Below are 26,183 nucleotides of genomic sequence, written 5' to 3'. Positions count from 1 at the left end.
TCCGTATAGGCACAACTCGGCAACCTTCTCCTGCTCCAGTCGGAAGCTGTGTACCCGGCATGTGCAAGGCGGTAGCTTCGCGGTGTGGCTGATGACGCCGAGCTGACGCGCTGGGTTGTGCACGGCGAACGGCTGATCTACGACAACCGGTGGATTCGGTTGAGGTTGGCCGATGTGGAGATCCCTGGTGGGGAGCGGTTCGAGCATCAGACTGCGGGCTCTGCACATGGCACACCCCGCCAGAGGCAGACGGCCTCACCCACGCAGAATTCTTCCAACGCCTCGACATCGAGGGAGGCGGCATCTACCGGCCCTTCCAGCAAGGAAACGAGACCTGGGCCGAGATGGTGACCCGCACCAGTCGCACCATCACCGACCTCGCCCATCGTCACCGTGGGGAAACCATCATTCTCGTCGGCCACGCCGAGACGGTTGAGATCTCCTTCAACGCACTCGGGCTGCTACCGGTCTACCGCTCCTTCGACTTGAAAGTATCCCCGGCGTCCATCACCGAATGGATCATCGACCAGAACCGCACACAGTGGCCGCCACCAAGATGGACACTCCGTCGGTTCAACGAAACCCCAGCCTCCGGCGGGGGCGCTCCGGCTCAGGGATGATCGCCGCGCCGGGTGTCTGGGCCGTAGGTGGCTGAGGTGGAAGCCTGATCATCCCGCCCACCATCGACCCGGGACAAGCCGAGCAGACTGGGCCACGGGGCCAAGGTCGTTCCTCCGGTTGGGGGCTCCACCTTGTCCCCGTGGCCCTGGCCCGCTTCCCCTCCGGGCGGGTCGACGCCAGACGGGATGATCAGACGGGCGGGGTGCGCGCGTCGCGTGCGAGACACCAGGTCGCGGGCTGATCGTCGTGCCATTAGCGTCCCATTAAGGGCGGTAACGAAGGGACAACCACGGTCACTCACGACCGCCTTCCGGCCCAGGCCGGTGCCTCTACAAGCCAAGATTCCTGCAATTCCCAAACTGACAGCGCGGATTCGGCTGCAGGCCGGCTGACAGGTGGCTAGTCGGCGCTGTTGGGTCATGGCAGGTTGACTGCGCTGAGGACTTCGCCGATAGCCACTCGGCGCTGGCCCTCAAAGAACTCCAAGTGCTCACCGACTTGTAGCACGGCAGGAGGAAGACTGAGCAGGAACATAAGGGCCTTGCCTGTCTCTCCCGGCTTTAGTCCTCGATCGTTGCGAGGGTAGAGTCGACTGTCCCAATGGATCATGTCGTCCGTAGCTAGACGTTGCCCGATCCACAGTTGGGGACGGTAGCCGTGCACGATTCGTCCCTGGCGTCCTCCCTCCTCTGTCTTCACGAGGGTCAACCGCACTTCGAAGTGTGGCTCGCCGCTCCTGAGCATCTCCCGCAGGAGACGCTTCTGATCACTCTGAAAGTCATCCATCTTGCTCATATTGTGGATGTAGGCACTCAAGGCACCGTGCAATATGCGTGCAATGATCATGCTACGGGGAGCGACGCGACAGCCGAGCAACGCAGGTCAGACACTATGCGGACCTGGAAGCGGTCACGCGCTGCAAAACCGTCGGCTCAGCCTACGCAAGTTCGAACCTTGCACCTGCCACCAGCAGTTAGCGCAGCTCAGAGGCCCTACGGGCCTCTTCTATGTTTCAGGGGTGTGCAGCCAGATGCCGCCATGAGCGGTTTGTCGCTGGTCGCGGGATATATGCGGGATGGATCATGGGGTGTTTCCCCAGGTGGACGCCCATGGGCTGGGATGTGCGCGGGATGATGTGGCCCTGGAACGCCGAAAGGCCCCGGGGGAAGCCGGAGCCCTTCGAGGAAAGTTGTTTGTTATCTCATGCGGTCAGTACGTCCGCGATCCGCCGGTTGACGATCTCCTCCTGACCGTCGATCAAGCGGCGGCGCCGCACCCCGGCCATCCGCCCGCCCGCCGTCCGGGCGTGCGGCCTGGGGGCCGGTCCCGAACGGCGCGGGACACCGGGCTGGGCGCCGCACGCCGCCCCCGTCGTACGGACCGAACGCTGCGACCGAGGTTGCCGCGCCGTCGCACAGATGCAGCCCTACGGTCGCCACTGCATGGCTGGCCGCTGTGGATGGCTGGGGGCAATCGACGATCCGTGCTTCGTTCCTCAGCACGGCTCACCGGACAACGTAGTTATGGTCTGCGTCCGGCTTGAGGTAGGTCCTCCAAGTCTTCAGGTGACCAGAGGCTGCTACTGATCGCCTGATTCGTACACCTGGATGTCTGGGTCATCCTCGAGTCGGGCAAGGAGGTCGGCCACGGAACGTCCATGATGCGCCCAGTCGGTGGTCCGGGCTGCACTGCCCAATACAGCTGCCTTGGCTTCTCCGAGTGCGCTTGGGCCTGCACCGAGGAGCTGTCTTGTGACCAAGATGGAATCTATTACGCTCACGCCCCGGTCGGCCAGGAGACGTTGCACCGCTTCCATTCCGTCTTCCCATCCAAGTAGGGGTCGGCACTCTGCCTCCAACTCGGCCACGCGCCTCGCGCGTTGAGGATCAAGCCCATGGATTCCCATCTGAATCCTTCAGTCGTAACAATGTGATCATGCCGACCAGCGCGAGGCAGCAGGAAGATCGGCCGCGAGGTAGAGCTTGGTTGTGTCTACAGATCCGTCGGCGAGGGGATGGCGATCAGGTCCAGCGCCGCGATCTCGGCGAGTGCCTGACTGGAGAGATACCGGACTTCAGCCCATCCGGGATCGGTGGCGAGTCCCTTGGGGCTCCACCTTTCGGAGTGGGACTGACCGCTCATAGCCGTTAGGCAGTCGTCGATGCGCTGCAAAAGATCGTGAAGGATCGGTGATAAGAGCCCTGGCGATTGCTCGTCGACGCTCCACGGTACCCACCCGTTCGCCCAGTCGAGGTCGAGCGCCAATTCGTCCGGGTGCCACTGGTGCCGGGCAACCCATGCCGCCTGTTCGTCGGCGGAGGCGGCCAGCATGGCAAGCGTCTCCGCCAGTCGCAACACTGAGGTCGGCATGTCGGGCATGGTGTCCCGAGTTTCCGGCTGTGGGCCAGAGTTCATTGGCGTTGTCCCTTCTCTTGTGATCTTGCAACACCGGTTGCCCCGCCCAGGGAGGGCGGCTGCCGTCCCGGCTGCCGAATTGACCTGAAGTCCGTCGCTCCTGGCGCGCTCATTCACAGGGCACGTTGGCCAGAGCACGAGCCGCTTGGACGATGGCCGCGGCGTCGCTGGTCAGGGACTTGTCGGCGATGACCAGCGGGACGCCGAAGTAGCTATTGGAGCGCCGCATCTGCTTGGCCAACCTGGGCGGGGCCATGCGCAGGGTGTGCTCCTCGTCGGCCAGCATGAAGCCCACGATGCGGTGGGAGCCGTTGCGGCCGGTCCCCCGTGGGAGAGGCATCAGGCGGATGGCCGAGATCTGCGGCCAGGTGATGGTGAAGCCACGGCGGGGGAGCGTGACCCCCGATTCGTCCAGGACGAGCACAGGCTTGTCGAGCCGTACGGACAGCAGGACGATGCCTCCGACCACGGCCAGAACCAACAGCGGGATGGAAAGGGCCGGCGGACCGAACAGCAGTGCGACGCCGACCAGGGCCCCTGGCACGAGTCCGGCCAGCGCCCAGTCGCGGCGCGCCCGCTTCATGTCGTACCGGACCACCAAGGGGCCGGTGGGACCCATGGCGGTGGCCGGAGAGGCGGTGGGCACGGCCAGGTTGTTGACGTACTCCATGCGCATCAGCGCCTTCAGCCGTCGCGCGTCACGCCGGACGAACCATACGACCATGGCCACCCACAGCACCAGAGCGACCACCTGGAACCGGGAGTTCTCGACGCCAGCCACGAACGTGGCGACCACCGACACCGCGAGCGCCATTAGGAGCAGCAGCATGAGCAGCAGAGCCGGGACCAAGCGGCGGAAGTAGCCGCTCACGCCGAGCATTGATCGCGCATACGCCGCCGCGACGGCCGCGACCTGGGGATCGGGGTGCCTCTGCACGGAGAGCAACAGCTCCCGGCGTACCTGTTTGTCGAGGCGCCGCCATGCGGCCCGCGGTGAGTCCATGGTCATATTCCGACATGATCTCGTGGCTGCTGGTACGACCCCAACGGGTGCTCTCCAGGGGTCGGCCCACGGACGAGATGATCAGGCGGGCGGGGTGTGCACGCTGCGCAGCTCAAAGGTGAAACGGTCGCGCAGGCCCCATGCCGCGTCTTGTGTATGGACTTTGTCAAAGAGCCGGCGGATTCTCTCGAACAGATCGGCACCGAGGTTGGCTCTGCTTTCCTCCCAGTGAGTCCACACCAGCTCCACATCGGTACTCAGCCTGTTCCGGAGCGCGGCGAGGTTGTTGCCGTAGTAAGGCCCGAAGTCCAGAGGTCCGGCCAGAAACCGGTGAAGATTGGCCTCCATGGGTATCTGCCGCCCATCAACGACGACGCGCATTGCGCCACCTCCCGAGTTTCCGCGGTTCAGGCTTGATCGCCGGGCCAGGAGCGGGCCTTCACTTTTCCGTAGGTACGGTCATGAGTTGCGCACCGTCGACAGTTGGTGCCGCACTGAGGCTCGCTTGTCTGTGGCTGGCCATGGTGGGTGCATGGAAGCGAACGATGGTGGACAACGTAGGTTGCCATGGACGGTCACGAGTAGTCCTCTTCGTCGTATTGCTCAAGGTGGAGGAGAGCGCGGATTTTTCCCACCGCCGGCTTGCCGTCGTGGCGGGCGGCGTTCAGTACCTCCTGGATGAGCGTGTCGCGGGTACGGGCACGCGCCGCCAGGAGCCAGTGCCGTTGGGCCGTGAGCGATTCGGCCTCGAGTTGCCCCACCGGACCGCGCAGCGCCCTGGGCCAGGCGGTGTCGGTCAAATGCCGGATCTGCGTCTTGTTCGCGGTGGCGACCTGCGCTGCTCGGCGGCGTAGCACCGTGACAGGCTGGCCGCCGTTGATAGCCTGCTCAAGTCGCTCGAGCGCGATGTTGTACGGCCGCACGATGCCCAGATAACGGCGGGCCGCCTGATCGACGCTCAGCGGCGCCGGGCTCGGCGTCGCCTGCGGCGAGGGAGTCTCGGTCTCCACGCGTGGATCGGGGCTCGCGACCGTGGTCGTTGGGGGCGCGAGCGCGGCTGCTGGTACCGCGTCGACGGGGTCGCTCGAACACCCCGCGACCAGGGTAGCGATCACCAGTGTTCCTGCAAGGATGCGCACAAGTCCGCAATTGATCCACTCCGTCGTCGGCATGTCAAGGCGCTGAACCGCCCGCCAGAATTCATGCGGCTGTGGGAGGGGTCGCCCCGCCGCCGGCACGGCATCCGGTTCATCAAGGACGGCCCGCCGATCCGTACGACGCCCTGAACCGCTGCCTGTCCGCTCTGGGTGACGAAGCTTTGAACCTCCGCGCAGGCGTCCACATGCCCCGGATCGGCGCTAGCCGTGAGGTCGCCGTTGACCGGTTGACCAGAGACCGTTCCGCTTCAACGGTCGTTTCGCAGCGTGCTGTGTGCCCTGAGACCATCGCCGCCCGATAGCGATCTCCCTGAGAAGCGTCTCCTCATGTAGACCTCCGCGGGCCGGGAAGAAGACCTTCGAAGTCTGCTTCTCCGAATCTTGGATTTCGCTGAGGAGCGCTGAGAACCCCATCAGCCGCATCGCCAATTCTTCTCTAGACTGTTGAAGTGATCGAGTTGGGCTCGCGAGAGCGTAAGCAACCGCCGCCGGCTCATGTCGTGTGGGAGAGCCTGACCGATCCCCGACGACCTGGTGGGCGCCCATGGCTCGATCTGCGTCCTGACGAGGTTGAGCCGCGCATCCTGCATGCGGTGAAGCCGGAGCTCGTGGTCTGGTCATCATTGTGGCCGGGGAGGCCCGATGATGAGATCCGGTTCGACATCCGGCCGGCTGAGAGCGGCTGCGCACTGCGCTGGACGCTGTTGACGCCTGAGGGAATTCCGGAGCAGGCTGTGATCGGCCATCTGCGTTACCGGCTCAATTTCCTGATTAATGCTCAGCTTCGATTCTCCTTCGGGCAGTAGGGTCTCCTGCCCTCAGGAGGGGTTCCTACCGTGCCTTCCCAGCGCAGGCAGCAAGGTCAGTAGGGGTGTTCCCCGGTTGCGCTGCGGGGCCTTCCATTCCCGAAGTGGGGAAATTCCGGCCGCCACTGTGTCAGCCGACCGGCCGCCGTTGGGGGAGAGCCTGTTGGATGCTGACACGTCCAGGTGATCGTTGTGCAACTGGCGTGCAATGGGTATGCCGTTACCGCGGTGCTTGCGGGTTCTGGAGTTGGGGCAGGAATCTGTGGTGGGCGAGGGCGGTCGTCGTCTTGGCGACGAGCGCGGCGATGAAGGCTGTGATCGCGATCAGTACGCACCAGGCCCACACCGTGTGCCCGACGGGCTTTCCGTAGTGGATCCAGTGCAGGGCGAAGGTGGCGACGGCGGCGTACGGGAACGCGAACGACCAGAACGCGGGGCTGAACGCCAGCCGGCGGTACACGGGGATCAGCCGGAGTTGGACGATGGCGGCGAGCACGGTGAAGCCGCCGAACACCAGGGCCAGGGCGTCGACCTTGTCGTGGGTGATGGCCAGGTAGGCGAGGCCGGCGAGAGCGGGCGGCGCGATCTCGATGGCCAGGGTGGGCATCAGCGGCGCAGGCAGGCGCGGGCGGAACAGTAGCCGGGCCAGGATGACGGAGCCGATGAGCAGCCACGACACGAGGCCGATGCCCATGAACGCGTGGGCGATGGCGGTCCAGCCGGCGCGGGCGGCGCCGATGGAGGCGATGAGTCCGCCGGCGACGGCGGGCAGGACATAGCCGGAGTGGAACCGGTCCAGGTCGAGCCCTTCGACGATCCATTGGCCGGTGATCCACCCTGCCAGGATGATGGTGGCGGCGGCGAAGAGCGCGAACAGCCACCGGCCGGCGGTAGGGGCGTGGGGCATCAGACCGATCGCCAGGAGCATGCCGACGATCGGGATCAGCGACACGAACGGCGCCAGCACCGGATCGGCCAGTTCGCCGCGCCAGCCGCCGGGCCGTTGCGGAACCTGCGACACGTAGCCGACGATGAGCACCAGCCACACGACGGCGGTGACGACGAACAGGATGTCGGCCACCAGCGCGGGCGCCAGCCTCAGCATGGCCGCGTACCCCCAGCAGGTTGCCAGACCGGCCAACCCGTAGGAGATTCCAAACATGTTCGAGGTGATCCCAACCTGGGGTTGAGCTGTCCGCGTGTTCATCGAGCCCTCCACCGCGAGTACTGGCGGCCGCGTGCCCTCTGCAAATTCGCTGACGCTGACTGTGGTTGTGTGAGCGACGTCGTAGGATCCTGCCACTGTCAGTTCGACCTACCCCTAAAACCCATGCCCATGTCACCTGCGTGATCCAGGCTCGCGGCGGGGGCGATCATCCGCTTTACTCTGTTTGGCCTCCGGAAACCGTCCTTGCTTGCGACGCGTCCGCGAGAGGGAGTTCGGAGAGGTCGTCTTGACCCTGCTGTGGGAGTCACCCCTACTGGATAAGCAACCGCAGGTCTGAGCTGCGGGCATTGTCGCGCAGGCGACTGCCCTCATTCCGAAGATCTGGAATTTACGCCGGATTGCTCTGCGAAATGGCTGGTGGGCATCACTGAGTGCCGCTCGCTGTGGATGGACCGGCCGTTCGACGGCGGTTCGGATCGCGGTGAAGTGCTCGGGGGCTCGCGTGGTCATCTCGGCCGTCGCCTTGAAGGAGGCCACGTCGAAGGACACGTGGTTGGTCCAGGCGCAGACGTACGTCGTGGCGAGCCGGCACATCGTGTGCCCGGATCAAGCAACAGGGGATCATGATCCGATGCCGGCGATTGGAGCGAGATCGCTTCGGTGCGGCGTGGGCCGTAGAGTGAGGCGCCGCCTGGGTCCCGGGGTTGAGAACTCGGTGGAGGAGTGCCCGGAACACGGCGGAAAGAGGCCATGCGTGTCAGTTGCCGCTGGTCTGGGGCTGGTCAGTGTGCGGCGGTGACTACTGGTCGCGCGTCAGGTATTGCCATTTGGTCATGCGGTTTCGCAGGTCGAGGGTGTCGGCGTTGCCGGAGAAGGTGCCGTTGCCACGATGATGGAACTCGCCCGCTCCTCGTTTGCCGGCATCGAACCAGGCGCGCTCGCCGCGGAGAATCCACAGGTTGTAGTCGTCGACGAGCCTGTCATCGGCCACGGTGCATTCGATGTTGGCGAAGCACTCCTGGACGAGAGGCGCCCGGACGACAGCCGCAGGTGTGGGAGTGAAGCCGAACTTCGCCCATTTGTCGACGTCGCGGCCAGAGATGTTGCCGACGTCGGTCACCTGTTCGGCCAGGTCGATGGAGGGGATGGCGATGACGCACTCGCCGGTGGCGCGCAACGCGTCGTAGCTGTGATCCCACGGGCCAAGGATCAGCCCGATGAGCGCACCGTGCGCGATCGGCATGTTGAAACCGTTGGTCATCAGGTTGGCGCGCTCGCCGTCGAAGGTGCACACCATGATGACCGGCCCGGGCTCGATCAGCCGATGCACGAGGTCCAGCGGGTATTCGGAGAAGCCTGTGGGGCTCATATCGGGCCTTTCACTGTGCGTGAGAGAGGGCCGATGGCTGGTCGGAGACTCAGCCATCGGCCTCCCTTCCCAGGGCTGCCGCTTGGGCTAGACGGCCTGGGCGGTGGGCAGGATGGTGATCTCGGTGAGGTTGACGTGGCGGGGCACGGCGGCCATGAAGGCCACGGTCTCGGCGATGTCACTGGACTGCAGGACGTCGATCTGGTCGATCAGGTCGGCCATGAGCTTGGTGGCGTCGGGGTCGGTGACGTGGTCGGGCAGTTCGGTGTCGACCATGCCGGGCTCGATGGTGGCCACGCGGATGTTCTTCTGGCCGAGCTCCACCCGCAGCAGCCTGGTGAGGTGGCTGATGTAAGCCTTGGTGCCGGAGTAGATCGAGAACTTCTCCAGGATCCGGGTGGCGGCGATGGAGGAGGTGGTGATCAGGTCGGCCGGCTTTCCCGCCTCGGCGGCAGCGCTCAGATGTGGCAGGAAGGCGCCGATGACGTTCATCACGCCGGTGATGTTCAGGTCGATCTGGCGCTGCCAGTCGTCGAGTCGCAGCTCATCGATGGCGGAGATCAGTTGGACGCCGGCGTTGTTGAAGACCAGATCCGCTCGCCCGAACTGCTCGGTGATCTGATCGGCGGCGGCCTGGACGGCTTGGCGGTCGGTGACATCGACGGGCAGCGCCATGGCGACCCCGCCAGAGGCTTGAATGCTGTCGACGAGGGTGTCGAGCTTGTCCTTGCGCCGGGCCATGACGACGACCTTGGCGCCCAACTGGGCCAGGCGCTGCGCGGTGGCGGCGCCGATGCCGCTGGAGGCCCCGGTGACCACGGCCACGCGGCCGGCGAGCGGGGTGCCGGTGAGCAGAGCAGACATGAGTCGTGCCTTTCTTCTGGTGGTTGAGTTCTTGGGACCGATGACGGTCGTCAGTGGTGTCCGGCGCCACGGGTGAGCTCAGTGCTGGTCGAGCGGTGACGGTCGTCAGTGGTGTCCGGCGCCACGGATGAGCTCAGTGCTGGTCGAGCGGGAAGTCGGTCCCGGCGACGGTGCTCTCCCTCCGTCTCGGACTCTCTCCGTAGGCGGAGGGCTCGGTCATGGCCGAAGCCCGTGGAGCACCTCGTGATGAGCCGACAGCTGATGCGCGGGTCAGGCGGCGTCGTCGTGCGCGGTGGCCGCCGACTTGTCCCGCCAGGCGTTCAGGTCGTGGTGGATCTGCTCGAGCTTCACCTGGAGCCGATCGAGGGTGTCGGGTCCGAGGTACAGGTGCCGGGGCAGGATGGTCTGGCTGGTGACCTCGTAGATCAGGGCCGCGCTCTTGACGGGGTCGCCGAGCTGGGTGTGGTTGGCGTCGTCGACCCAGTCGAGGGTGACGTGCGCGGGGGTGCCGTCATAGTCGGCGATCCGCTCGCGCGCCAGCGACAGCGAGCTGGCGTCCAGGAAGTCGGTGCGCAGCACGCCCGGTTCGACGACCATGGACTGGATGCCGAACGGCGACATCTCCGCGGCGAGGGCTTCGCTGATCCCGGCGACGGCGAACTTGGAGGCGCTGTACAGGCTGACTCCCGGCTCGCCTTCGAATCCGGACCGCGAACCGATATTGACGATCTTGCCTGAGCCCTGGCGGCGCATGCCGGGTAGCACGGCCCGGGTCATGTTGATCAGGCCGAACACGTTGAGGTCGAACAGGGAGCGGGCCTCGTCGTCGCCGATCTCTTCCAGGGCACCCAGCAGGCCGCGGCCGGCGTTGTTGACCAGCACGTCGATGCCGCCGAAGCGGTCTGTCGCGGCCTGGACGGCGGCGGGGATGGCACCGCTGTCGGTGACGTCCAGGGCGACGGCGTGGACCTGGTCGGAGGTCTGCAGGTCGCCGGGGAGCCTGTCGGGGTTGCGGACGGCGACGACCACGTTGTCGCCGCCCTTGAGTGCGGCTCGGGCGATCTCGGCGCCGAGGCCGCGGGAAGCACCGGTGATGAACCAGGTAGCCATGATGTCGTCCCTTCCCTTTGTGCATCTCTTGTCGAGAGTTCCGGCGGAGTCGGATCCCGCCGCTGACAGATTCGAGTCTGTGCAGCTCACGGGCAGGGATGAAGGCCGGGACTTTCCTGGGAGTAACACACCTAGGAAGGGAACGTCGGGTGAAGGCCGGGCTCGAACGGAGGCGGTACGAGCTGGGCGTGCTTGGGCCACCTCTCCGATGCGGTGCGGGGGGAGCGGTCAGGTCACGTTGTTGTCGTGCAGCGTCCTTGCCGCCGCCCGCGCCGTTGAGGAGCGCAGTTGCTCGAACGCGGCTGCGGTCGCCGAGGCGGGCTGGGCCTGGTAGACGACGAGTTGCTGGTGCGGGGCGCCGTTGACGGTGAAGGCGGAGAACTGGATGTGCAGGTCGCCCACGCGTGGGTGCCGCAGGTGCTTGCCCTCCTGCGTCTTTGACTTCACCTCGTGGCGGGCCCACAGCTCGGCGAACGCGGGGCTGGCCGAGCGGAGCTCGTCGACGATCCGGTTGATGCGCGCGGACTCCGGGTCGTGGCCGTAGGCGGCCCGCAGCTCGGCCACGCAGGAGTGCGCGGCCCGCTCCCAGTCCTGGTAGAACTCCCTCCCTGCGGGGTCGGTGAAGACCATACGGGCCAGGTTGTCGGCGGCGGCGAACCCTTCGTGCAGGGCGGTGGCCATCGTGTTGGCGGCCAGGATGTCCAGGGCGGGGCCCAGCACGAACGCCGGTGAGGTGGGCCAACTGTCCATCAACTGGAGCAGTTGCGGACTGACACGGTCATCGGCGGCGGCTCGGCGCCGAGCGGGCGGCTGGACCAAGCGGTGAAGGTGCTCGGTGGCCTCCTCATCCAGGCTCAGGGCACGCGCTACGGCCTCGACCACCTGCGGCGAAGGGCTCGTCTCCCGGCCCTGTTCGAGCCGCACGTAGTAGTCGCTGCTCATGCCGGCCAGCATCGCCACTTCCTCACGGCGCAGCCCCTTCACCCGGCGCCGCCCATACTCCGGCAGGCCGACGTCCTGCGGTTTGAGCGCTTCGCGACGAGCTCGCAGGAACTCGCTTAAAGGTGTGCTTCGGCTCATTTGACCAGGCTAGGCGACAGATGCCCGATGAGTCGGGATATGGAGGCTTTGAGGTGGGTTCCTAGGAAAAGTACGCCCTGGCAGTGGCGATCCCTTTGCCGCCGCTCTCGCCTAGCCTCGATTCCATGGACGGTGCCGACACGAGCAACGCCTTGGGGCAGTTCCTGCGCCGCCACCGCGCGTTGACACGCCCTGAAGAGGCAGGGTCGCAGACACCGGGCCGCCGCCAGGTGCCCGGGCTACGCCGTGACGAGGTTGCCAGGCTGGCCGGGCTCAGCGCCGGCTACTACACGCGCCTGGAGCAGGGCAGACAGCGACACCCTTCGCGGCAGACCGTAGCCACCCTGGCGCAGGCTCTGCGGCTGGACGAGCCCGCCGCAGCCGAGCTGTACCGGTTGGCCCGTCCGGTCGTTCACCGCCGGCGCCCGGCGCGCGTGGAGCGGGTAGCCCCGGAGGTGCTGCGGCTCATGCACGGCTGGACGGACGTCCCCGCGTATGTTCTGGGCTGGTCGCAGGACGTGCTGGCGCGCAACCCGCTCGCCGATGCCCTCCACAGCCGCTTTGCCCACGATGACAACATGCTGCGCATGATCTTCCTCGATCCCGCAGGGCGAGAGTTCTTCCGTGACTGGAGTGAGACGGCCTGCGCGGCCGTGGCCGAGCTGCGCAAGATCGCCCTCATGGCGCCCGACGAGCGCGGCCTGACCGAGTTGGTGGGAGAGCTGTCCATCAAGAGCCCGCAGTTCCGGCGCTTGTGGGCGGAGCAGAAGTCCGGAGAAACCGTGCGCCGCACGGTCCGGCTCTCCCATCCGGAGGTCGACGAGCTGCACCTGAGCAGGGAAGTCTTCCTGATCGCCAGCGCGCCCGATCAGCGACTGGTCACCTACCAGGCCGAGCCCGGCTCGCCGTCCGCGGACGGGCTGGCCCTCCTGGCGACCCTGGCCGCGTCGGATCTAGGCGAGTGCGGCCCGTCGGCGTAACTCCCGTCGGCGTAACAAGGTCGCGTCCGCCGTCACGAGACTGTGCCGTCAGGGAACGCCGGCCCGGCATGCCCCTGATCTCGCGCTGAACGCGTCTTCCATCCTGGGTGCGGCACTCCCAGGAAATCAGCGGCCTTCTTCGCCCTCGGCGACGTGAACAGACTCGGATCTGTCAGCGGTGGAACCCCGACCGACGGAGAGAAGACCTCATGAACGCCGACATGACCCTCGACCAGCTACGCCGCCAGGACACCGAGCGCGACCGGCGCCTTCTGCTGACCGGTGCCACGATCGTCACCATGGACCCCGGTCTCGGCGTTCTGCCCAAGGGTGATCTGCTCGTCCAGGGCAGCGTCATCACCGCGGTAGCCCCTGACCTGCGCACCGCCGGCGCCGCCGTGGGCGCGGTCGTCATCGACGCCACCGGCACGATCCTGGCCCCCGGCTTTGTCGACACCCACCGGCATGCCTGGGAGGCGCAGCTACGTCGAGTCATGCCCGACGTGAACGACCTCGGCGAGTACGTCGTGTCCACCCTCGCCGGCATCGCTCCCGCCTATCAGCCGCAGGACATGTACATCGGGACGAAGCTCGCCGCCCTGACCGCCATCGACAGCGGCATCACCACGATGCTCGACTTCTCGCACAACTCGCGCACCGCCGCCCACTCCGACAGCGCCATCGAGGCCCTGATCGACACCGGCATCCGAGGTGTGCACGCCTCCATGCGGCCGCACTTCGGCGACTGGGACGGCCAGTGGCCGGCCGACCTGACCCGGCTGCGGGACACGTATTTCGCCTCCGGCGACCGGTTGCTCACACTGCGCCTGGCCGCCCTGGCCACCGACGAGATCGCCGGCCCCGATCTCGCCTACGGGCGCGCGCTCGCCCGCGTCGCACGCGACCTCGACATCGGCGTCAGCGTCGACGCCGTCTTCGGCATCCCCTCCTCCCAGGCCATTCTGCGCTGGTCGGCCGATGGGTTGCTCGGCCCGGACGTGACACTCATCCACAGCACCGGCTTGACCCCCGACGCCTGGCGGGCCATGGGCGACTCGGGCACCACGGTGACGCTCGCCCCCACCTCCGAGGCGCAGATCGGCCTGGAGACCGCGGTCCCGGCCGTCGACGAGGCGCTCGCGGCCGGTATCCGCCCCGGCCTGAGCATCGACGTCGAAGTGGCACTGGCCAGCGACATGTTCACGCAGATGCGCGCCCTGCACGCGATCCAGCGGATGCGCGCTGTCAATGCCGCCTACGGCAGCGCCGCCGCCCCTGTTCGGATCGGCGTGGCCGACGTCCTGGACTTCGCGACCCTACAGGGCGCCAAGACCGTCGGGCTCGGCGACGTCACCGGCTCGCTCACCCCCGGCAAGCAGGCCGATTTCCTCATCGTCGGAGCTGAGGACCTCAACAACATGCCGCTCAACGACCCGATCGGCACCCTCGTTCTCGGCTCCGACCCGCGCAACATCCAGGCCGTCTTCATCGCGGGCCGAGTGCGGAAGTGGGCGGGCACCGTCCTCGGCGTCGACCTGGCCGAACTGCGTCAGGAGGTGCGCGAGTCCCGCGATCGCGTCCTGCGCGCCGTCGGCCGCTGAACGCCCCTTTTCGCCGGGTCGTGCGGGCCGCGACCGAGCGTGGCATCCCATCCGGCTCCTACCTGAAGGAAAGTATCCCGACATGCGCACTCCGGAACTGCTCAAGGTCATCAACAACGACGACGTTCGCCCCCTGCTGCTGACCGGCGGCACTGTCATCAGCATGAACACGATGCTGGGCGACTGGGAACGAGCCGACGTCCTGATCGGCGGTCCCGCGATCGTCGGCGTCGGCCCCGGCCTGCTCACCGCCGCCGAGGACGACGGGATGATCATCATTGACTGCGCCGGCTGTCTCGTCCTGCCCTCCCGCGCCGATTTCGCCGACGCCGGCACCACCGGCACGCTGACACCGGGCGATCGCGCCGACATCGCGGTGATCAGGATCGCCGACCCCGAGGGTGCTCCGGGCGGCCCGGCCATCGCCCGAGGCGGCCATCTGGACGTTCTCCTGCAGGACGGCCGCGTGACGGTATGGGACGGACGCCCGGCCGGTGAACCCCCGGCCGTCTCCGCGGCCGCGGCGCCTGAGGCCGGCGTCGACCACTCGTACCTCGGCCTGTGGGTGGATGAGAACGACTTCGTCCGCCAGCGGCTACTGCCCGATGGCCGCTACGACGAGGCCCGCGGCGACCGTCCCAGCGCCTACCAGGGACGGTACTGGATCAACGAAACCCGCATCGACTATCTCGACGACCTGGGCTTCTGGGCCTATGGAGAATTCCGGGACGGCGAACTGCACCACGCCGGCTACCGGTTCACCCGCCACTGACGGCCACCCAGGACACTCCGCTCACTGACCAGGAAGGTCACGACCATGAAGACCAGCGTGTTCCTCGGGCTCGGCCTGTTCACCGTGCTCACCGCCGCGTGCTCGACCATCGAGCCCGGCAAGGCGCCGACCGGCAACAGCGCGGACCATCCCCACGTGGGCATGTGGGTCACCGCCGACGGCCGCATCCGGCAGGAACTCCTGCCCAACGGCCGCTATGAGGAGGAGAGGGACGGCCGCAAACGGGCCTATACCGGCCGCTACACGGTCACCGGCGACCACATCGACTACGTCGACGACACCGGCTTCACCGCCACCGGCGATGTCCGAGACGGCGTTCTCTACCATGAACACCTCGTGCTCTACCGGCAGTGACAGACCCGCGCTCACAGATGATCTGCCGTCCGAGTAAGCCGGGTGAGCGCGACGTAAGCCGGGTGAGTGCGACGGGCTGCCGGACGCTCCCGGGTGAGCGTGCTCCGCGGCGTGGCCTAGCATGCGGACATGCAGACTACCGCTGCGGGCATCGTGCTGGCGGGTGGGCGTTCCACCCGGATGGGGCGGCCGAAGGCGTGGCTGGAGTGGCACGGTTCGACGCTGCTGCACCGGGCCGCCGCGGTCCTCGCCAGGGCGGTCGACGGTCCGGTCGTCGTGGTGGCCGCGCCGGGGCAGGAGCTTCCGCCGCTGCCCTCGGGGGTCTCGGTGGTCGAGGACCCGGTTGAGGGGCTCGGCCCCATGCAGGGGCTGGCCGTGGGGCTCGCGGCGGTGGCCGATCGGGCCGAGACGGCGTTCGTGTGCTCCACCGACCTGCCGTTCCTGCACCCGGCCTTCGTCCGGCGCGTGCTTCGGGCGCTGACCCCGGGGACGGACGTGGCGTTGCCGGTGGCGAGGGGGTTCCGGCAGCCGCTGGCGGCCGGGTACCGGACGGCGCTGGCCGGGCTGGTCGCCGACCTGCTGAGGGCGGGCGACCTGCGGCCGGGCATGGTCTTCAAGCACTGCGAGGTGACCCGGTTGAGCGACGAGGACCTGCTGGCCGACGCCGACCTCGCCCGGCTCGATCCGGCGCTGGAGTCCGTGGTGAACGTCAACTCCCCGGAGGACTACGCGGCGGCCAGGGAGCAACCGCCGCCGGAGGTCGTGGTGGAGTGCTTCGGCGTGCTGGCGAGGCGGGCGGGTCACCGGTCGCGCGGCGTACGGGCCGCCACGCTGGGGGACGCGGCCGCCGCCGCCGGGCTGGTGCTCGACCGCCACGTGGTGGCCGCGCTCAACGGCGATCAGGTGACCAGGGACGCGTCGCTGCCCCTGGTGTCAGGGGACACCGTGGCCTTCCTGTCCGCGGATGCCGGCGGCTGAGGTCGTAGGGTCGGGTCATGGTGCCTGGTGGATTCTTCGGACGGGCGTTGCTCGTGGATGTCGCCGGCCGGGAGGCTAGTGGCGTTCCCTATGAGCTGAGCGAGCGGGTGTTGCGGTCGTACCTGGGCGGGGTGGGCCTGGGCACGTGGCTCCTGCACCGGTTGGCGCCCGCCGGGGTCGATCCCCTGGCTCCTGAGGCGCCGCTGGCCTTCGTCTTCTCCTCGCTGGTCGGCACCCCGTTGACGACCAGCGCGAAGTTCGCGGTCGTGGCCAAGTCGCCGTTGACCGGGCTGCTGACCGACGCCCTCGCGTCCAGCCAGTTCGCCATCGCGGGGAAGCTGACCGGGCACGACGCGATCGTGATCCGCGGCCGGGCCGACGAACTGTCGGTGCTGCTGATCGACGGCGACGGCCCGCGGCTCGAACCGGCTCCCGAGCTGGCCGGCCTGCCCGCGGCCGAGGCGGAGTCCGCGGTCAGGGCGCGGTTCGGCCGTACCTGGCGCACCGCGGCCATCGGCCCGGCGGGTGAGCGCCAGGTGAGATACGCGACCATCAGCCACGACGGCCGCCACGCGGGCCGGGGCGGGCTGGGCGCCGTGCTGGGCGCGAAGAACATCAAGGCCGTGCTGGTCAGAGCGGCGACCAAGGTGTCGGTCGCCGACCAGGCCGGGGTTCTCGCCGCCGCCCGTGACCTGCGCGGGCGCAGTTTCGGCCCGGCCACCGCGAAATACCGGGAGCTGGGCACGCTGGCCAACCTGCTGGCCTTCAACGCCGTCAGCACCCTGCCCACCCGCAACTTCACCGCGGCGACCTTCGAAGGCGCGCCCCGGCTGGCCGCCGAGGAGCTGCACGAGCTGCGCGGGGTGGCGCGCAACAGTTGCGCGTCGTGCTCCATCGGCTGCGAGCACATCTACACGCGCAAGGGCGGTGGCCGCCAGCGGATGGAGTACGAGAACGTCTTCGCGCTCGGCCCGCTGTGCGGCGTGTCCGACCCCGACGAGGTGTTCGCCGCCAGCGCGCGCTGTGACGAGCTGGGCATCGACACCATCTCGGCGGGCGGCACGATCGCGTGGGCCATGGAGTGCGTCGAGCGCGGTCTGCTCGACGAGCCGTGGCTGCGGTTCGGCGACGGCGCGGCGCTGCTGCGCGCGCTGGACGCGATCGGGGAGCGGTCGCCGGGGTTGGGTGACCTCCTGGCGCAGGGCTCGCGCCGGGCCGCCGGCGTGGTCGGGCGTTCCTCGATCGACTTCGCGCCGCAGGTCAAGGGGCTGGAGCTGCCCGGTTACGAGCCGCGCAGCCTGCAGTCGATGGCGCTCGGGCTCGCGGTGAACGCCAGGGGCGCCGACCACAACCGTTCGGGTGCCTACGAGGCCGACCTGTCGGGTGAGCTCGACCGGCTGGACGGCGGCGCGGCCCACGTCGCGGCCGCGATCGGCACCGAGGACCGGGCCGCGGTCATGGACTCGATGATTCTCTGCAAGTTCCTGCGGGGTGTCTTCGACGACCCCTTCACGGAGTGGGCCGGGCTGCTCGCGCTGGTCACCGGGTGGCCGCTGGACGCGGACGAGCTGCGGGCCGCCGCCCGGCGGATCGTCCGGGCGAAACGCGCGTTCAACCTGCGCGAGGGGGCCACCGCGGCGGACGACACGCTGCCGGTCCGCATGCTGGAGACGCCGCTGGAGCTGGGTTCCGGCCGTCGTGCGGTGCTGGACGCCGGTCGTCTGCGGTCGATGGTCGCCGGTTACTACGTGGCGCGCGGCCTGGACGAGGAGGGGCGGGTCGCGGCGGCCGACGTCGAGGATCTGCTCCTTGACGCGTAACACTCCGCCTCTCGGCATTGCAAAGTGCAAATCACTACAAACTTGACAATCTACTCATATTTCTACTAACACCGAATTCGGTAAGAAAGTGCAGCAAAGGAGGCATACATTGAAGCGGTGTTCGGTATGCCGTATTCTGTATGCGCTCGAGCCGCTCGAACGACGGGGTTGAGATGACGACTCTCGAAGAGCCTGTGACGGCCGTACGGACCGTGACGGCCGAGATCGACGGCCGCCCGGTGACCGTGCCCGAGGGCACCAGCATCTACGACGCCGCGAAGCAGGTCGGCGTCGACATCCCGGTGCTGTGTCACGACGAGCGCTACGACCCGGTGGGCGTGTGCCGCATGTGCGTGGTCGACACCGGCGGGCGGACCTTCGCCGCGGCGTGCGTACGTCCGTGCGAGGACGGCATGCGGGTCGAGACCAGCACTCCGGAGCTGGAGCGCAACCGCGCCACCCTGACCGAGCTGCTGATCTCCGACCAGCCGGCCCGCGCGGCCGACCCGAAGGAGACGACCACCGGCGACAACCTGCTCCTCGACCTCGCCGACCGCTTCGACGTGGCCAAGGAGACGACCGACCTGCCGTGCGGCTCGGGCCGGGGCCTCGACCTCTCCAACCCGGTGATCGCGGTCAACCACGACGCGTGCATCCTGTGCGACCGCTGTGTACGCGCGTGCGACGACATCCAGGGCAACGACGTCATCGGGCGTTCGGGCAAGGGCTACTCGACCACGATCGCGTTCGACCTCAACGACCCGATGGGCGCCAGCTCGTGCGTGACCTGCGGTGAGTGCGTACAGGCGTGTCCCACGGGCGCGCTGACCAACAAGGCGATCAACGACATCCCCATCCGGCCCCGCGAGGAGCTGGACGCGGTGGACAGCGTGTGCCCGTACTGCGGGGTCGGCTGCGCGCTCACCTACTACGTCGACCGGTCGCGCGGCGCGATCGCGTTCGCGGAGGGCCGCGACCAGCCCGGGTCGAAGAGCCGGCTGTGCGTCAAGGGCCGCTACGGCTGGGACTACGCGGCCTCGCCGCAGCGCCTGACCGTGCCGCTGATCAGGGTGGAGTCGTCCTACCCCAAGGGTCCGCTGTCGGCGGACGTACGCGGTGACACGGACAACGACCGGGGGCGCGTCGGCGGCGGGAACCGCAGCGGCGGCGGCCGGAGCGCCAAGCTCAGCAAGAACGGCAAGGACGGCCGCCGCAAGCCCGGCGGCCTGGTCGACTACGACGAGGTGCTGCCGCACTTCCGCGAGGCCACCTGGGAGGAGGCGCTCGACCTCGTCGCCCGGCGGCTGAGGGAGATCCACGCCGAGCAGGGTCCCGGCGCCATCGCCGGGTTCGGCTCGGCGAAGTGCTCCAACGAGGAGGCGTACCTCTTCCAGAAGCTCATCAGGGTCGGGTTCGGCACCAACAACGTCGACCACTGCACCCGGCTCTGCCACGCCTCGTCGGTGGCCGCGCTGTTCGAGGGCGTCGGCTCGGGCGCGGTGTCGACCACGTACGGCGACGTCGCCAACGCCGAGGTCGTGATCATCACCGGCTCGAACCCCACCGCGAACCACCCCGTCGCCAGCTCCTTCTTCAAGCAGGCCCGCCGGCGCGGCACGAAGATCATCTACGTCGACCCGCGCGCCAGCACCGTGGCCGAGCACGCCGACTACCACTGCCAGGTCAAGCCCGGCACCGACGTGGCCTTCTACAACGGGGTCATGCACGAGGTGATCCGGCTCGGCCTGATCGACCGGGAGTTCATCAAGGCCCGGGTGTCGAACTTCGAGGAACTCGTCCGCACCGTCAACGACTATCCGCCGGAGCGCGCCGCGCAGATCACCGGCGTGGACGCGGACCTGATCCGGGAGGTCGCGCGTGTCTGGGGCGAGGCGAAGGCCGGGGTCATCTACTGGGGGATGGGCATCTCCCAGCACACCACCGGCACCGACAACGCCCGCTGCCTGATCGCGATGTGCTCGATCACCGGCAACGTGGGCAAGCCGGGCGCCGGTCTGCACCCGCTGCGCGGGCAGAACAACGTCCAGGGCGCCTCCGACGCCGGGCTGATCCCGATGTTCTACCCCGACTACCAGGGCGTCGACCTGGACGCCACCCGCCGGCGGTTCGAGCAGGCGTGGGGCACGGAGCTGGACCCCAACCGCGGCCTCACCGTCACCGAGATCATCGGATCGGTGCTCAAGCCCGGCGGCGTGCGCGGCATGTACATGCTCGGCGAGAACCCGTTCCTGTCCGACCCCAACATCAACAAGGTGCGCAAGGCCCTCGGCGCCCTCGACTTCCTCGTGGTCCAGGACATCTTCCTGACCGAGACCGCGGAGTTCGCCGACGTCATCCTGCCGGCGTCGTCGTACCTGGAGAAGGAGGGCAGCTACACCAACACCGACCGGCGGGTGCAACTCGGCCGCAAGGTGATGGACCCGCCGGGCCAGGCGCGGGTCGACTGGGAGATCATCCAGGAGATCGCCCGCCGGATCGGGCTGGACTGGTCCTACTCCTCGCCCAGCCAGGTGTTCGACGAGATGGTCGAGCTGATGCCGTCGTACGCGAACCTGCGCCACGACAACCTGGGCCTGACCGGCAAGCTCTACCCCAACGACGACCCCGACCACTCCGACGGGACCGTGGTCCTGTTCGACGAGCGGTTCAACACCGACGACGGTCTCGCCCACCTCGTCCCCGCCCAGTGGCTGCCGGCGAAGGAGCTGCCGGACGCCGAGTACCCGCTGGTGCTCAACACCGGCCGGCTGCTCGAACACTGGCACACCGGGTCGATGACGCGCAGGTCGTACGCGCTGGACACGATCTCGCCGATCGCCGAGGTGTACATGCACCCCAAGGACGCCGCCGACCGCGGGCTGTCGCACGGCCAGACGGTCCGCGTACGGTCCCGGCGCGGGGCCATCGAGCTGCAGGTACGCATCTCCCACCGCGAGCAGTTGGGCAACTGCTTCATCCCGTTCCACTTCCGGGAGGCGGCGGCGAACCTGCTGACGATCGACGAGATCGACCCCTACGGCAAGATCCCCGAGTTCAAGTTCTGCGCGATCCAGGTCGAGGCGTTGCGCGCGGAAGACGCGGAAGACCTCAGCAGCATGGGAAGTGTCTGAATGACCCTGAGTTTCGAGCTGGGACGTCGCCAGGTGCCGGGTGTGGAGGCACGCGCCGGGAAGTTCCCCGGGCCGTCGCTGATCCCGGCGCTCAACGCCATCCAGGCGCGGCTGGGCTGGCTGCCCAGGGAAGAGCTGGAAGAGCTCGCGCGCACCATGCGGCGTCCGCGGTACGAGATCGAGGGTCTCATCTCGTTCTACCCGCACTTCCGCACGACCCCGCCCGCCAAGGTGGCGATCAACGTCTGCCACGACCTGTCGTGCTGGCTGCGCTCCGCGGACGACCGGATCGCCGAGGTACGCGACCGCTACGGCGACGACACCGAGATCGAGCTGGTCGAGGTCTCCTGCCTGGGCCGCTGCGACATCGCCCCCGCGCTGGCCGTCAACGAGCGGCCCGCGCCGGTGGCCGAGGTCGACACGCTGGTCGGCGCCGCGCTGGAGGACCGGCTCGCCGAGACCTCCGTCACGGGACGCGCCGAGCCCTGGCCCAACGACCCGTACCCGGCCGGGTCGGACCTCTCGGCCCGGTACGCGAGCCTGCGCGCGCTGCTGGCCGGCGAGCTGAGCGCGCAGAGCGTGGTGGCCACGCTGGAGGCGTCGGGGCTGCGGGGGATGGGCGGCGCCGGGTTCCCCACGGGCAGGAAGTGGGGCCTGGTCGCCGGTGCCGAGCCGGGCGGCGTCAAATACGCGATCTGCAACGCCGACGAGTCGGAGCCGGGCACGTTCAAGGACCGTCAGATCCTGACCGACCAGCCGCACCTGGTGATCGAGGGCCTGCTGCTGGGCATGGCCGTGGTCGGTGCCGAGCAGGGCTGGATCTTCATCCGGCACGAGTACGGCCCCGAGGAGCGTGTGCTGCACGCGGAGATCGACGCGCTGCGCGCGGCCGGGGTGATCGGCGAGAACGCCTGTGGCAGCGGCCGTCGCCTCGACCTCGACCTCTTCGTCTCGCCCGGGGGCTACATCCTCGGCGAGGAGACCGCGTTGCTGGAGTGCATGGAGGGGCACCGCGGCGAGCCGCGCAACAAGCCGCCCTTCCCGGGCAACTACGGGCTGCACGGCCGCCCCACGCTGATCAACTCGGTGGAGACCTTCGCCGACGTGCCGGTGATCCTGCAGCGCGGCGCCGAGTGGTGGGCCGAGCAGGGCGAGGGCGACTCCGTCGGCTGGAAGTTCTTCGCCGTGTCCGGGCACGTCGAGAGCCCCGGCGTCTACTGCGTGCCCATGGGAACCACGGTGCGCCGGCTGATCGACCTTGCCGGCGGGGTGCTCGGCGGGGCCCGGGTCGGCGCCGTACAGCCGGGTGGCGCCTCCTCCAACTTCATCGGCCCCGACAAGCTGGACCTGGCACTGGACTTCGGTACGCTCGCACAGGCCGGGACCATGCTCGGCTCCGGCGCCCTGGTGGTGCTCGCCGAGGGCACCGACCTGCTGGCCGCCTCGACGAACGTGCTGCGGTTCTTCCGCAACGAGTCGTGCGGCAAGTGCGTGCCCTGCCGGGTCGGCTCCACCAAGGCCCACGAAGTGCTGCGCGGCGCGCTCGACTCGGGTGCCGCCACCCTCGACGACGCGCAGCGCGGCCGGATCCTGCAGTTGGAGGAGACCATGCGCAAGACGTCGATCTGCGGGCTCGGGCAGGTGGCCCTGGGCCCGGTGGTCTCCGTGCTCGGGCTGGACCAGGGCCCGGCCGGGCAGGAATGATCCGGGCAGGGGTGATCATGGAGCTGGAGCGACAGGAGAGTTGAGCGGCAGGGAGTTCTTCACCGCCCGTACCCTCGCCGAGGTACGGGCCGGATTCCGGCCCGCGCACCGTACGCCCGTGGAGCGGGTGCCCTTGTCGGCGGCGCTGCGCCGGGTGCCCGTCGCCGACCTCGCCGCGCCCGCCGCCCTGCCCGGCTTCGCGCGCTCCACCGTGGACGGCTTCGCGGTCCGGGCGATGGACACCTACGGCGCCTCCGAGGGGCTGCCGTCCTACCTCGACCTGCTCGGCGCGGTACGGATGGGCGCCGAGCCCACCGTGGCGGTCCGGCCCGGCGGATGCGTCGCGATGCCGACCGGGGGAGTGCTGCCGGCCGGCGCCGACGCGGTGGTCATGGTCGAGTACACGGCGGAGACGATGCCGGGCACGATCGAGGTCACCCGGCCCGTCGCGCCGGGCGGCGGCACCGTCCGCGCCGACGAGGACGTGGCGGCCGGCGGCGTCCTGGCGTCCGGCGGCCGGCCGTTGCGCGCCCCTGACCTCGGCTTCCTCGCCGCCGCCGGGGTGACCACGGTCGCCGTGCACCGCCGCCCCCGGGTGGCGATCATCTCCACCGGCGACGAGGTGGTGCCGCCCGGCACCGCGGAACTCGCCCCCGGCCAGGTACGCGACGCCACCGCCTCCGCGCTGGCCGGGCTGGTCGCCGACGCGGGCGGCGAGCCGGTGATCGCCGGCATCGTCCCGGACGAGCCCGGCGCGCTCAAGGAGCGGTTGACCGCGGTCGTGGCCGAGTCGGACCTGGTGGTCGTGTCGGCGGGCTCGTCGGTCGGCGCGCGCGACGAGACCGCGGGAGCGGTGGCCGCCATCGGCGAGATCTGGTGCCACGGGATCGCCATCAAGCCCGGCAAACCCACCCTGCTGGCCGAGTGCTCCGGGATCCCGCTCATCGGGCTGCCGGGCAATCCACTGTCCGCGCTGGTCGTGTTCGGGCAGGTCGGGGTGCCGTTGTTGTGGCGCATCGCCGGGTGCGAGGCCCCGCCGCCGCAGCCGAGCACGCGGGCACGGCTCGCGCGTGACCTGGCCTCGGCGGCAGGACGGCTCGACGTCGTCCAGGTCAGGGTCCTGGACGGCGTGGCGGAGCCGCTGTTCGGCCCGTCGGCGCTGCTGTCGGTGCTGACCCGCGCCGACGGATACGTGATCGTGCCCGAACCGGCCACCGGCCTGGACGCGGGCACCGAGGTAGAGGTTGTCCTGTACCGATGAGTGCGGAAAGTCCCTTCGTCTCCGACGTCCCCGCGGCGCAGGCTCTCGGCGTCTGGCGCGAGGCACGTGCCGCGGCGGGGTGCTCGCCCCGGGTGGACGCGGTCCTGATGCCGGTCGGCGCCGCCGTGGGCCGGGTGACGGCCGAACCGGTGTGGGCGCTGCGCTCCTCACCCGCCTTCGACTCCGCGGCCATGGACGGCATCGCCGTACGCGCCGCCGACACCGTGGGCGCGGCCGAGACCAGCCCGGTGCTCCTCGCCACCGGTGACTTCGCCGTCGTCGACACCGGCGACCCGCTGCCCGACGGGTACGACGCCGTCGTGATGCGTGAGCACGTGCACCGTACCGAGGGAGGGGAGGCCGAGCTGCGGGCGGCGGTGCCGCCGTACCAGCACGTCCGTTCCATCGGGGAGGACATCAGCGCCGGGGAGCTGCTGCTCACGGAGGGGCACCGGCTGCGCCCCGTCGACGTCGCCGCCTGCGCGGCTGCGGGGGTCGCCGAACTCTTCGTCCGCCGCGCGCCCCGCGTGGTGATCGTGCCGACCGGCGACGAGATCCGCCCGATCGGCGCGGAGCTGGCCCCCGGCGACATTCTCGACACGAACTCGATGATGCTGGCCGCGCAGGCCCGGGAGGCGGGCTGCGACGCCCGGGTCACGGAGATCGTCCCCGACGACCCCGAGGCCATCACCGCGGTGCTCCTGGAGGCCACCCGCGAGGCCGACCTGGTCCTGCTCATCGCCGGATCCAGCGCGGGCCGCGACGACTACACCGCCCGCGTGGTCGCCGGGGCCGGGGTCGTCGCGGTCCACGGGGTCGCCGTGCGTCCCGGCCATCCCGTCGTCCTCGGCGCGGTCGCGGCCACGCCCGTGATCGGCGTCCCCGGCTACCCGGTGTCGGCGGCGCTGACCTTCGACATCTTCGCGGCCCCGATGCTCGCCGACCTGGAGGGCGCCGCGCCACGCGAACGCCCGTCGGCCACCGCGCACCTGGCCAGGAAGCTGCCGTCCGCCATCGGCATGGACGACTGGGTACGCGTGCGCCTCGGCCGGGTGCGCGACCGGCTCGTCGCCACCCCGCTGCCACGGGGGGCGGGCGTGCTCACCTCGCTCGTACGCGCCGACGGCCTGCTCGTCGTGCCCTCCGGCGTGGAGGGGCACCACGCGGGGGAGCAGGTCCGGGTCGAGCTGCTGCGCGGCCTGTCCGAGATCAGCCGGACCATCGTCGCGATCGGCTCGCACGACATGGTGCTCGACCTCGTGGCCTCCGCCCTGCGCGCCGCCGACCCGTTGATCACCCTGGCGTCGTCGAACGTCGGCTCGCTGGGCGGCCTCGTGGCGCTCCGCGACGGCCTCTGCCACCTGGCCGGGTCGCACCTGCTGGACCCGGCCACCGGCGAGTACACGCTCCCCTACGTCGACCGGCTGCTGGGCGCGGACGCCGACGTCGCCGTGATCCGGCTGGTGCACCGCGACCAGGGGCTGATCGTCGCCCCCGGCAACCCCCTCGGCCTGGACGGGATCAAAGATCTGGTCCGGCCCGACCTGCGCTACGTGAACCGCCAGCGCGGCGCCGGCACCCGCGCGCTGCTGGACCACGAACTGGCCCGCCTCGGCATCGAGGCGAGCGAGGTGCCCGGCTACTCCCGCGAGGAGCACACGCACCTGGCGGTGGCCGCGGCCGTGGCCGCCGGACGCGCGGACACCGGCCTGGGCATCCTCGCGGCGGCGCGCGCGTTCGGGCTCGGCTTCGTCCCGGTGGCCCAGGAGCCGTACGACCTGGTGGTGCGTACCGGCGCGCTCTCCGACGAACTGCTGGCTCCGCTGTGGGCCCTCCTGGAACGACCCGACTTCCGCGCCGAGGTGACGGCGCTCGGCGGCTACTCCTGCACCGAGACAGGACGCCGCATCCGCTGACGCGAGTCACCGGGTACGGCACCCCGGAAGCCGGTCAAGAGTTGCCCTGCAC

General features: G+C 69.1%; 22 protein-coding genes. 12 read left to right on the top strand and 10 right to left on the bottom strand.

Annotated features, from left to right (window positions below):
* The first annotated feature begins 149 nt into the window (after positions 1 to 149).
* Complete coding sequence (locus ABD844_RS44090) at positions 150 to 620, top strand: histidine phosphatase family protein (protein ID WP_344892854.1); 471 nt, start codon at positions 150 to 152, stop codon at positions 618 to 620.
* A gap of 418 nt (positions 621 to 1,038) precedes the next feature.
* Here the strand turns inward: ABD844_RS44090 and ABD844_RS44085 are convergent, their stop codons facing one another.
* From ABD844_RS44085 to ABD844_RS44065, 5 genes are all read right to left on the bottom strand, one after another.
* Positions 1,039 to 1,416 (bottom strand): hypothetical protein, encoded by a 378-nt coding sequence (locus tag ABD844_RS44085; protein WP_344892851.1) that lies wholly within the window; start codon positions 1,414 to 1,416, stop codon positions 1,039 to 1,041.
* 1,197 nt (positions 1,417 to 2,613) lie between these two features.
* Entirely contained in the window at positions 2,614 to 2,991 is a 378-nt protein-coding gene (locus tag ABD844_RS44080) for a hypothetical protein (protein ID WP_344892848.1), read from the bottom strand.
* Between the two features lie 154 nt (positions 2,992 to 3,145).
* A complete protein-coding gene (locus ABD844_RS44075; protein ID WP_344892845.1) occupies positions 3,146 to 4,045 on the bottom strand; it encodes a hypothetical protein in 900 nt (299 codons plus the stop codon).
* Between the two features lie 75 nt (positions 4,046 to 4,120).
* Positions 4,121 to 4,420: a barstar family protein gene (locus ABD844_RS44070; RefSeq protein ID WP_344892842.1), complete on the bottom strand. Its 300-nt coding sequence runs from the start codon at positions 4,418 to 4,420 to the stop codon at positions 4,121 to 4,123.
* A gap of 194 nt (positions 4,421 to 4,614) precedes the next feature.
* Positions 4,615 to 5,211 carry a hypothetical protein gene (locus tag ABD844_RS44065; protein WP_344892839.1) on the bottom strand — a complete coding sequence of 199 codons (597 nt, stop codon included), beginning with the start codon at positions 5,209 to 5,211 and terminating at the stop codon, positions 4,615 to 4,617.
* A 434-nt stretch (positions 5,212 to 5,645) separates the two neighbouring features.
* Between ABD844_RS44065 and ABD844_RS44060 the strand changes: the two genes are divergently transcribed.
* On the top strand, positions 5,646 to 6,002 hold the full coding sequence (locus ABD844_RS44060; protein WP_344892836.1) for a hypothetical protein: 357 nt from the start codon (positions 5,646 to 5,648) through the stop codon (positions 6,000 to 6,002).
* Between the two features lie 220 nt (positions 6,003 to 6,222).
* On the opposite strand, the gene ABD844_RS44055 is transcribed toward ABD844_RS44060, so the two are convergent.
* The 5 genes from ABD844_RS44055 to ABD844_RS44035 all read right to left on the bottom strand — a co-directional run bounded on the left by ABD844_RS44055 (position 6,223) and on the right by ABD844_RS44035 (position 11,593).
* Positions 6,223 to 7,164 (bottom strand): SLAC1 family transporter, encoded by a 942-nt coding sequence (locus ABD844_RS44055; RefSeq protein ID WP_344892833.1) that lies wholly within the window; start codon positions 7,162 to 7,164, stop codon positions 6,223 to 6,225.
* An 805-nt stretch (positions 7,165 to 7,969) separates the two neighbouring features.
* Entirely contained in the window at positions 7,970 to 8,539 is a 570-nt protein-coding gene (locus ABD844_RS44050) for a flavin reductase family protein (RefSeq protein ID WP_344892830.1), read from the bottom strand.
* A gap of 87 nt (positions 8,540 to 8,626) precedes the next feature.
* Positions 8,627 to 9,403, bottom strand: a complete 777-nt coding sequence (locus tag ABD844_RS44045; protein WP_344892827.1) for an SDR family oxidoreductase — start codon at positions 9,401 to 9,403, stop codon at positions 8,627 to 8,629.
* Positions 9,404 to 9,673: 270 nt separating this feature from the next.
* Complete coding sequence (locus ABD844_RS44040; protein WP_344892824.1) at positions 9,674 to 10,513, bottom strand: SDR family NAD(P)-dependent oxidoreductase; 840 nt, start codon at positions 10,511 to 10,513, stop codon at positions 9,674 to 9,676.
* Positions 10,514 to 10,741: 228 nt separating this feature from the next.
* Entirely contained in the window at positions 10,742 to 11,593 is an 852-nt protein-coding gene (locus tag ABD844_RS44035; RefSeq protein ID WP_344892821.1) for a helix-turn-helix transcriptional regulator, read from the bottom strand.
* 125 nt (positions 11,594 to 11,718) lie between these two features.
* On the opposite strand from ABD844_RS44035, the gene ABD844_RS44030 reads away from it, so the two are divergent.
* The 10 genes from ABD844_RS44030 (at position 11,719) to ABD844_RS43985 (ending at position 26,131) form a co-directional block, all read left to right on the top strand.
* Complete coding sequence (locus ABD844_RS44030; RefSeq protein ID WP_344892818.1) at positions 11,719 to 12,573, top strand: helix-turn-helix transcriptional regulator; 855 nt, start codon at positions 11,719 to 11,721, stop codon at positions 12,571 to 12,573.
* A gap of 209 nt (positions 12,574 to 12,782) precedes the next feature.
* A complete protein-coding gene (locus ABD844_RS44025; protein WP_344892815.1) occupies positions 12,783 to 14,174 on the top strand; it encodes an amidohydrolase family protein in 1,392 nt (463 codons plus the stop codon).
* A gap of 82 nt (positions 14,175 to 14,256) precedes the next feature.
* Positions 14,257 to 14,946, top strand: coding sequence for an Atu4866 domain-containing protein (locus tag ABD844_RS44020; protein ID WP_344892812.1), 690 nt, complete (start codon positions 14,257 to 14,259; stop codon positions 14,944 to 14,946).
* Between the two features lie 45 nt (positions 14,947 to 14,991).
* Positions 14,992 to 15,321 carry an Atu4866 domain-containing protein gene (locus tag ABD844_RS44015; protein ID WP_344892809.1) on the top strand — a complete coding sequence of 110 codons (330 nt, stop codon included), beginning with the start codon at positions 14,992 to 14,994 and terminating at the stop codon, positions 15,319 to 15,321.
* A 129-nt stretch (positions 15,322 to 15,450) separates the two neighbouring features.
* Positions 15,451 to 16,299, top strand: a complete 849-nt coding sequence (locus tag ABD844_RS44010) for an NTP transferase domain-containing protein (protein ID WP_344892806.1) — start codon at positions 15,451 to 15,453, stop codon at positions 16,297 to 16,299.
* A gap of 17 nt (positions 16,300 to 16,316) precedes the next feature.
* Positions 16,317 to 18,119 (top strand): aldehyde ferredoxin oxidoreductase family protein, encoded by a 1,803-nt coding sequence (locus tag ABD844_RS44005; RefSeq protein WP_344892803.1) that lies wholly within the window; start codon positions 16,317 to 16,319, stop codon positions 18,117 to 18,119.
* Between the two features lie 173 nt (positions 18,120 to 18,292).
* Entirely contained in the window at positions 18,293 to 21,250 is a 2,958-nt protein-coding gene (gene fdhF, locus ABD844_RS44000) for a formate dehydrogenase subunit alpha (RefSeq protein WP_344892800.1), read from the top strand.
* Positions 21,251 to 22,954 (top strand): NAD(P)H-dependent oxidoreductase subunit E, encoded by a 1,704-nt coding sequence (locus tag ABD844_RS43995; RefSeq protein WP_344892797.1) that lies wholly within the window; start codon positions 21,251 to 21,253, stop codon positions 22,952 to 22,954.
* Between the two features lie 40 nt (positions 22,955 to 22,994).
* Positions 22,995 to 24,215, top strand: a complete 1,221-nt coding sequence (locus ABD844_RS43990) for a molybdenum cofactor synthesis domain-containing protein (RefSeq protein WP_344892794.1) — start codon at positions 22,995 to 22,997, stop codon at positions 24,213 to 24,215.
* Entirely contained in the window at positions 24,212 to 26,131 is a 1,920-nt protein-coding gene (locus tag ABD844_RS43985; protein WP_344892791.1) for a molybdopterin biosynthesis protein, read from the top strand. The genes ABD844_RS43990 and ABD844_RS43985 overlap by 4 nt, the downstream gene beginning before the upstream one ends.
* The last annotated feature ends 52 nt before the right edge of the window (positions 26,132 to 26,183 follow it).

This window comes from Nonomuraea antimicrobica (assembly GCF_039536965.1).
Lineage (GTDB): Bacteria > Actinomycetota > Actinomycetes > Streptosporangiales > Streptosporangiaceae > Nonomuraea > Nonomuraea antimicrobica.
Note: the sequence above shows the minus strand (reverse complement) of the source record. Positions and strands in the feature narration are given on the sequence as shown.

Coding starts and splice junctions, on each gene's coding strand:
- ABD844_RS44085 (WP_344892851.1), bottom strand. CDS start 1,416: ATGAGCAAGATGGATGACTTTCAGAGTGATCAGAAGCGTCTCCTGCGG.
- ABD844_RS44080 (WP_344892848.1), bottom strand. CDS start 2,991: ATGCCGACCTCAGTGTTGCGACTGGCGGAGACGCTTGCCATGCTGGCC.
- ABD844_RS44075 (WP_344892845.1), bottom strand. CDS start 4,045: ATGACCATGGACTCACCGCGGGCCGCATGGCGGCGCCTCGACAAACAG.
- ABD844_RS44070 (WP_344892842.1), bottom strand. CDS start 4,420: ATGCGCGTCGTCGTTGATGGGCGGCAGATACCCATGGAGGCCAATCTT.
- ABD844_RS44065 (WP_344892839.1), bottom strand. CDS start 5,211: ATGCCGACGACGGAGTGGATCAATTGCGGACTTGTGCGCATCCTTGCA.
- ABD844_RS44055 (WP_344892833.1), bottom strand. CDS start 7,164: ATGTTTGGAATCTCCTACGGGTTGGCCGGTCTGGCAACCTGCTGGGGG.
- ABD844_RS44050 (WP_344892830.1), bottom strand. CDS start 8,539: ATGAGCCCCACAGGCTTCTCCGAATACCCGCTGGACCTCGTGCATCGG.
- ABD844_RS44045 (WP_344892827.1), bottom strand. CDS start 9,403: ATGTCTGCTCTGCTCACCGGCACCCCGCTCGCCGGCCGCGTGGCCGTG.
- ABD844_RS44040 (WP_344892824.1), bottom strand. CDS start 10,513: ATGGCTACCTGGTTCATCACCGGTGCTTCCCGCGGCCTCGGCGCCGAG.
- ABD844_RS44035 (WP_344892821.1), bottom strand. CDS start 11,593: ATGAGCCGAAGCACACCTTTAAGCGAGTTCCTGCGAGCTCGTCGCGAA.
- ABD844_RS44030 (WP_344892818.1), top strand. CDS start 11,719: ATGGACGGTGCCGACACGAGCAACGCCTTGGGGCAGTTCCTGCGCCGC.
- ABD844_RS44025 (WP_344892815.1), top strand. CDS start 12,783: ATGAACGCCGACATGACCCTCGACCAGCTACGCCGCCAGGACACCGAG.
- ABD844_RS44020 (WP_344892812.1), top strand. CDS start 14,257: ATGCGCACTCCGGAACTGCTCAAGGTCATCAACAACGACGACGTTCGC.
- ABD844_RS44015 (WP_344892809.1), top strand. CDS start 14,992: ATGAAGACCAGCGTGTTCCTCGGGCTCGGCCTGTTCACCGTGCTCACC.
- ABD844_RS44010 (WP_344892806.1), top strand. CDS start 15,451: ATGCAGACTACCGCTGCGGGCATCGTGCTGGCGGGTGGGCGTTCCACC.
- ABD844_RS44005 (WP_344892803.1), top strand. CDS start 16,317: ATGGTGCCTGGTGGATTCTTCGGACGGGCGTTGCTCGTGGATGTCGCC.
- fdhF (WP_344892800.1), top strand. CDS start 18,293: ATGACGACTCTCGAAGAGCCTGTGACGGCCGTACGGACCGTGACGGCC.
- ABD844_RS43995 (WP_344892797.1), top strand. CDS start 21,251: ATGACCCTGAGTTTCGAGCTGGGACGTCGCCAGGTGCCGGGTGTGGAG.
- ABD844_RS43985 (WP_344892791.1), top strand. CDS start 24,212: ATGAGTGCGGAAAGTCCCTTCGTCTCCGACGTCCCCGCGGCGCAGGCT.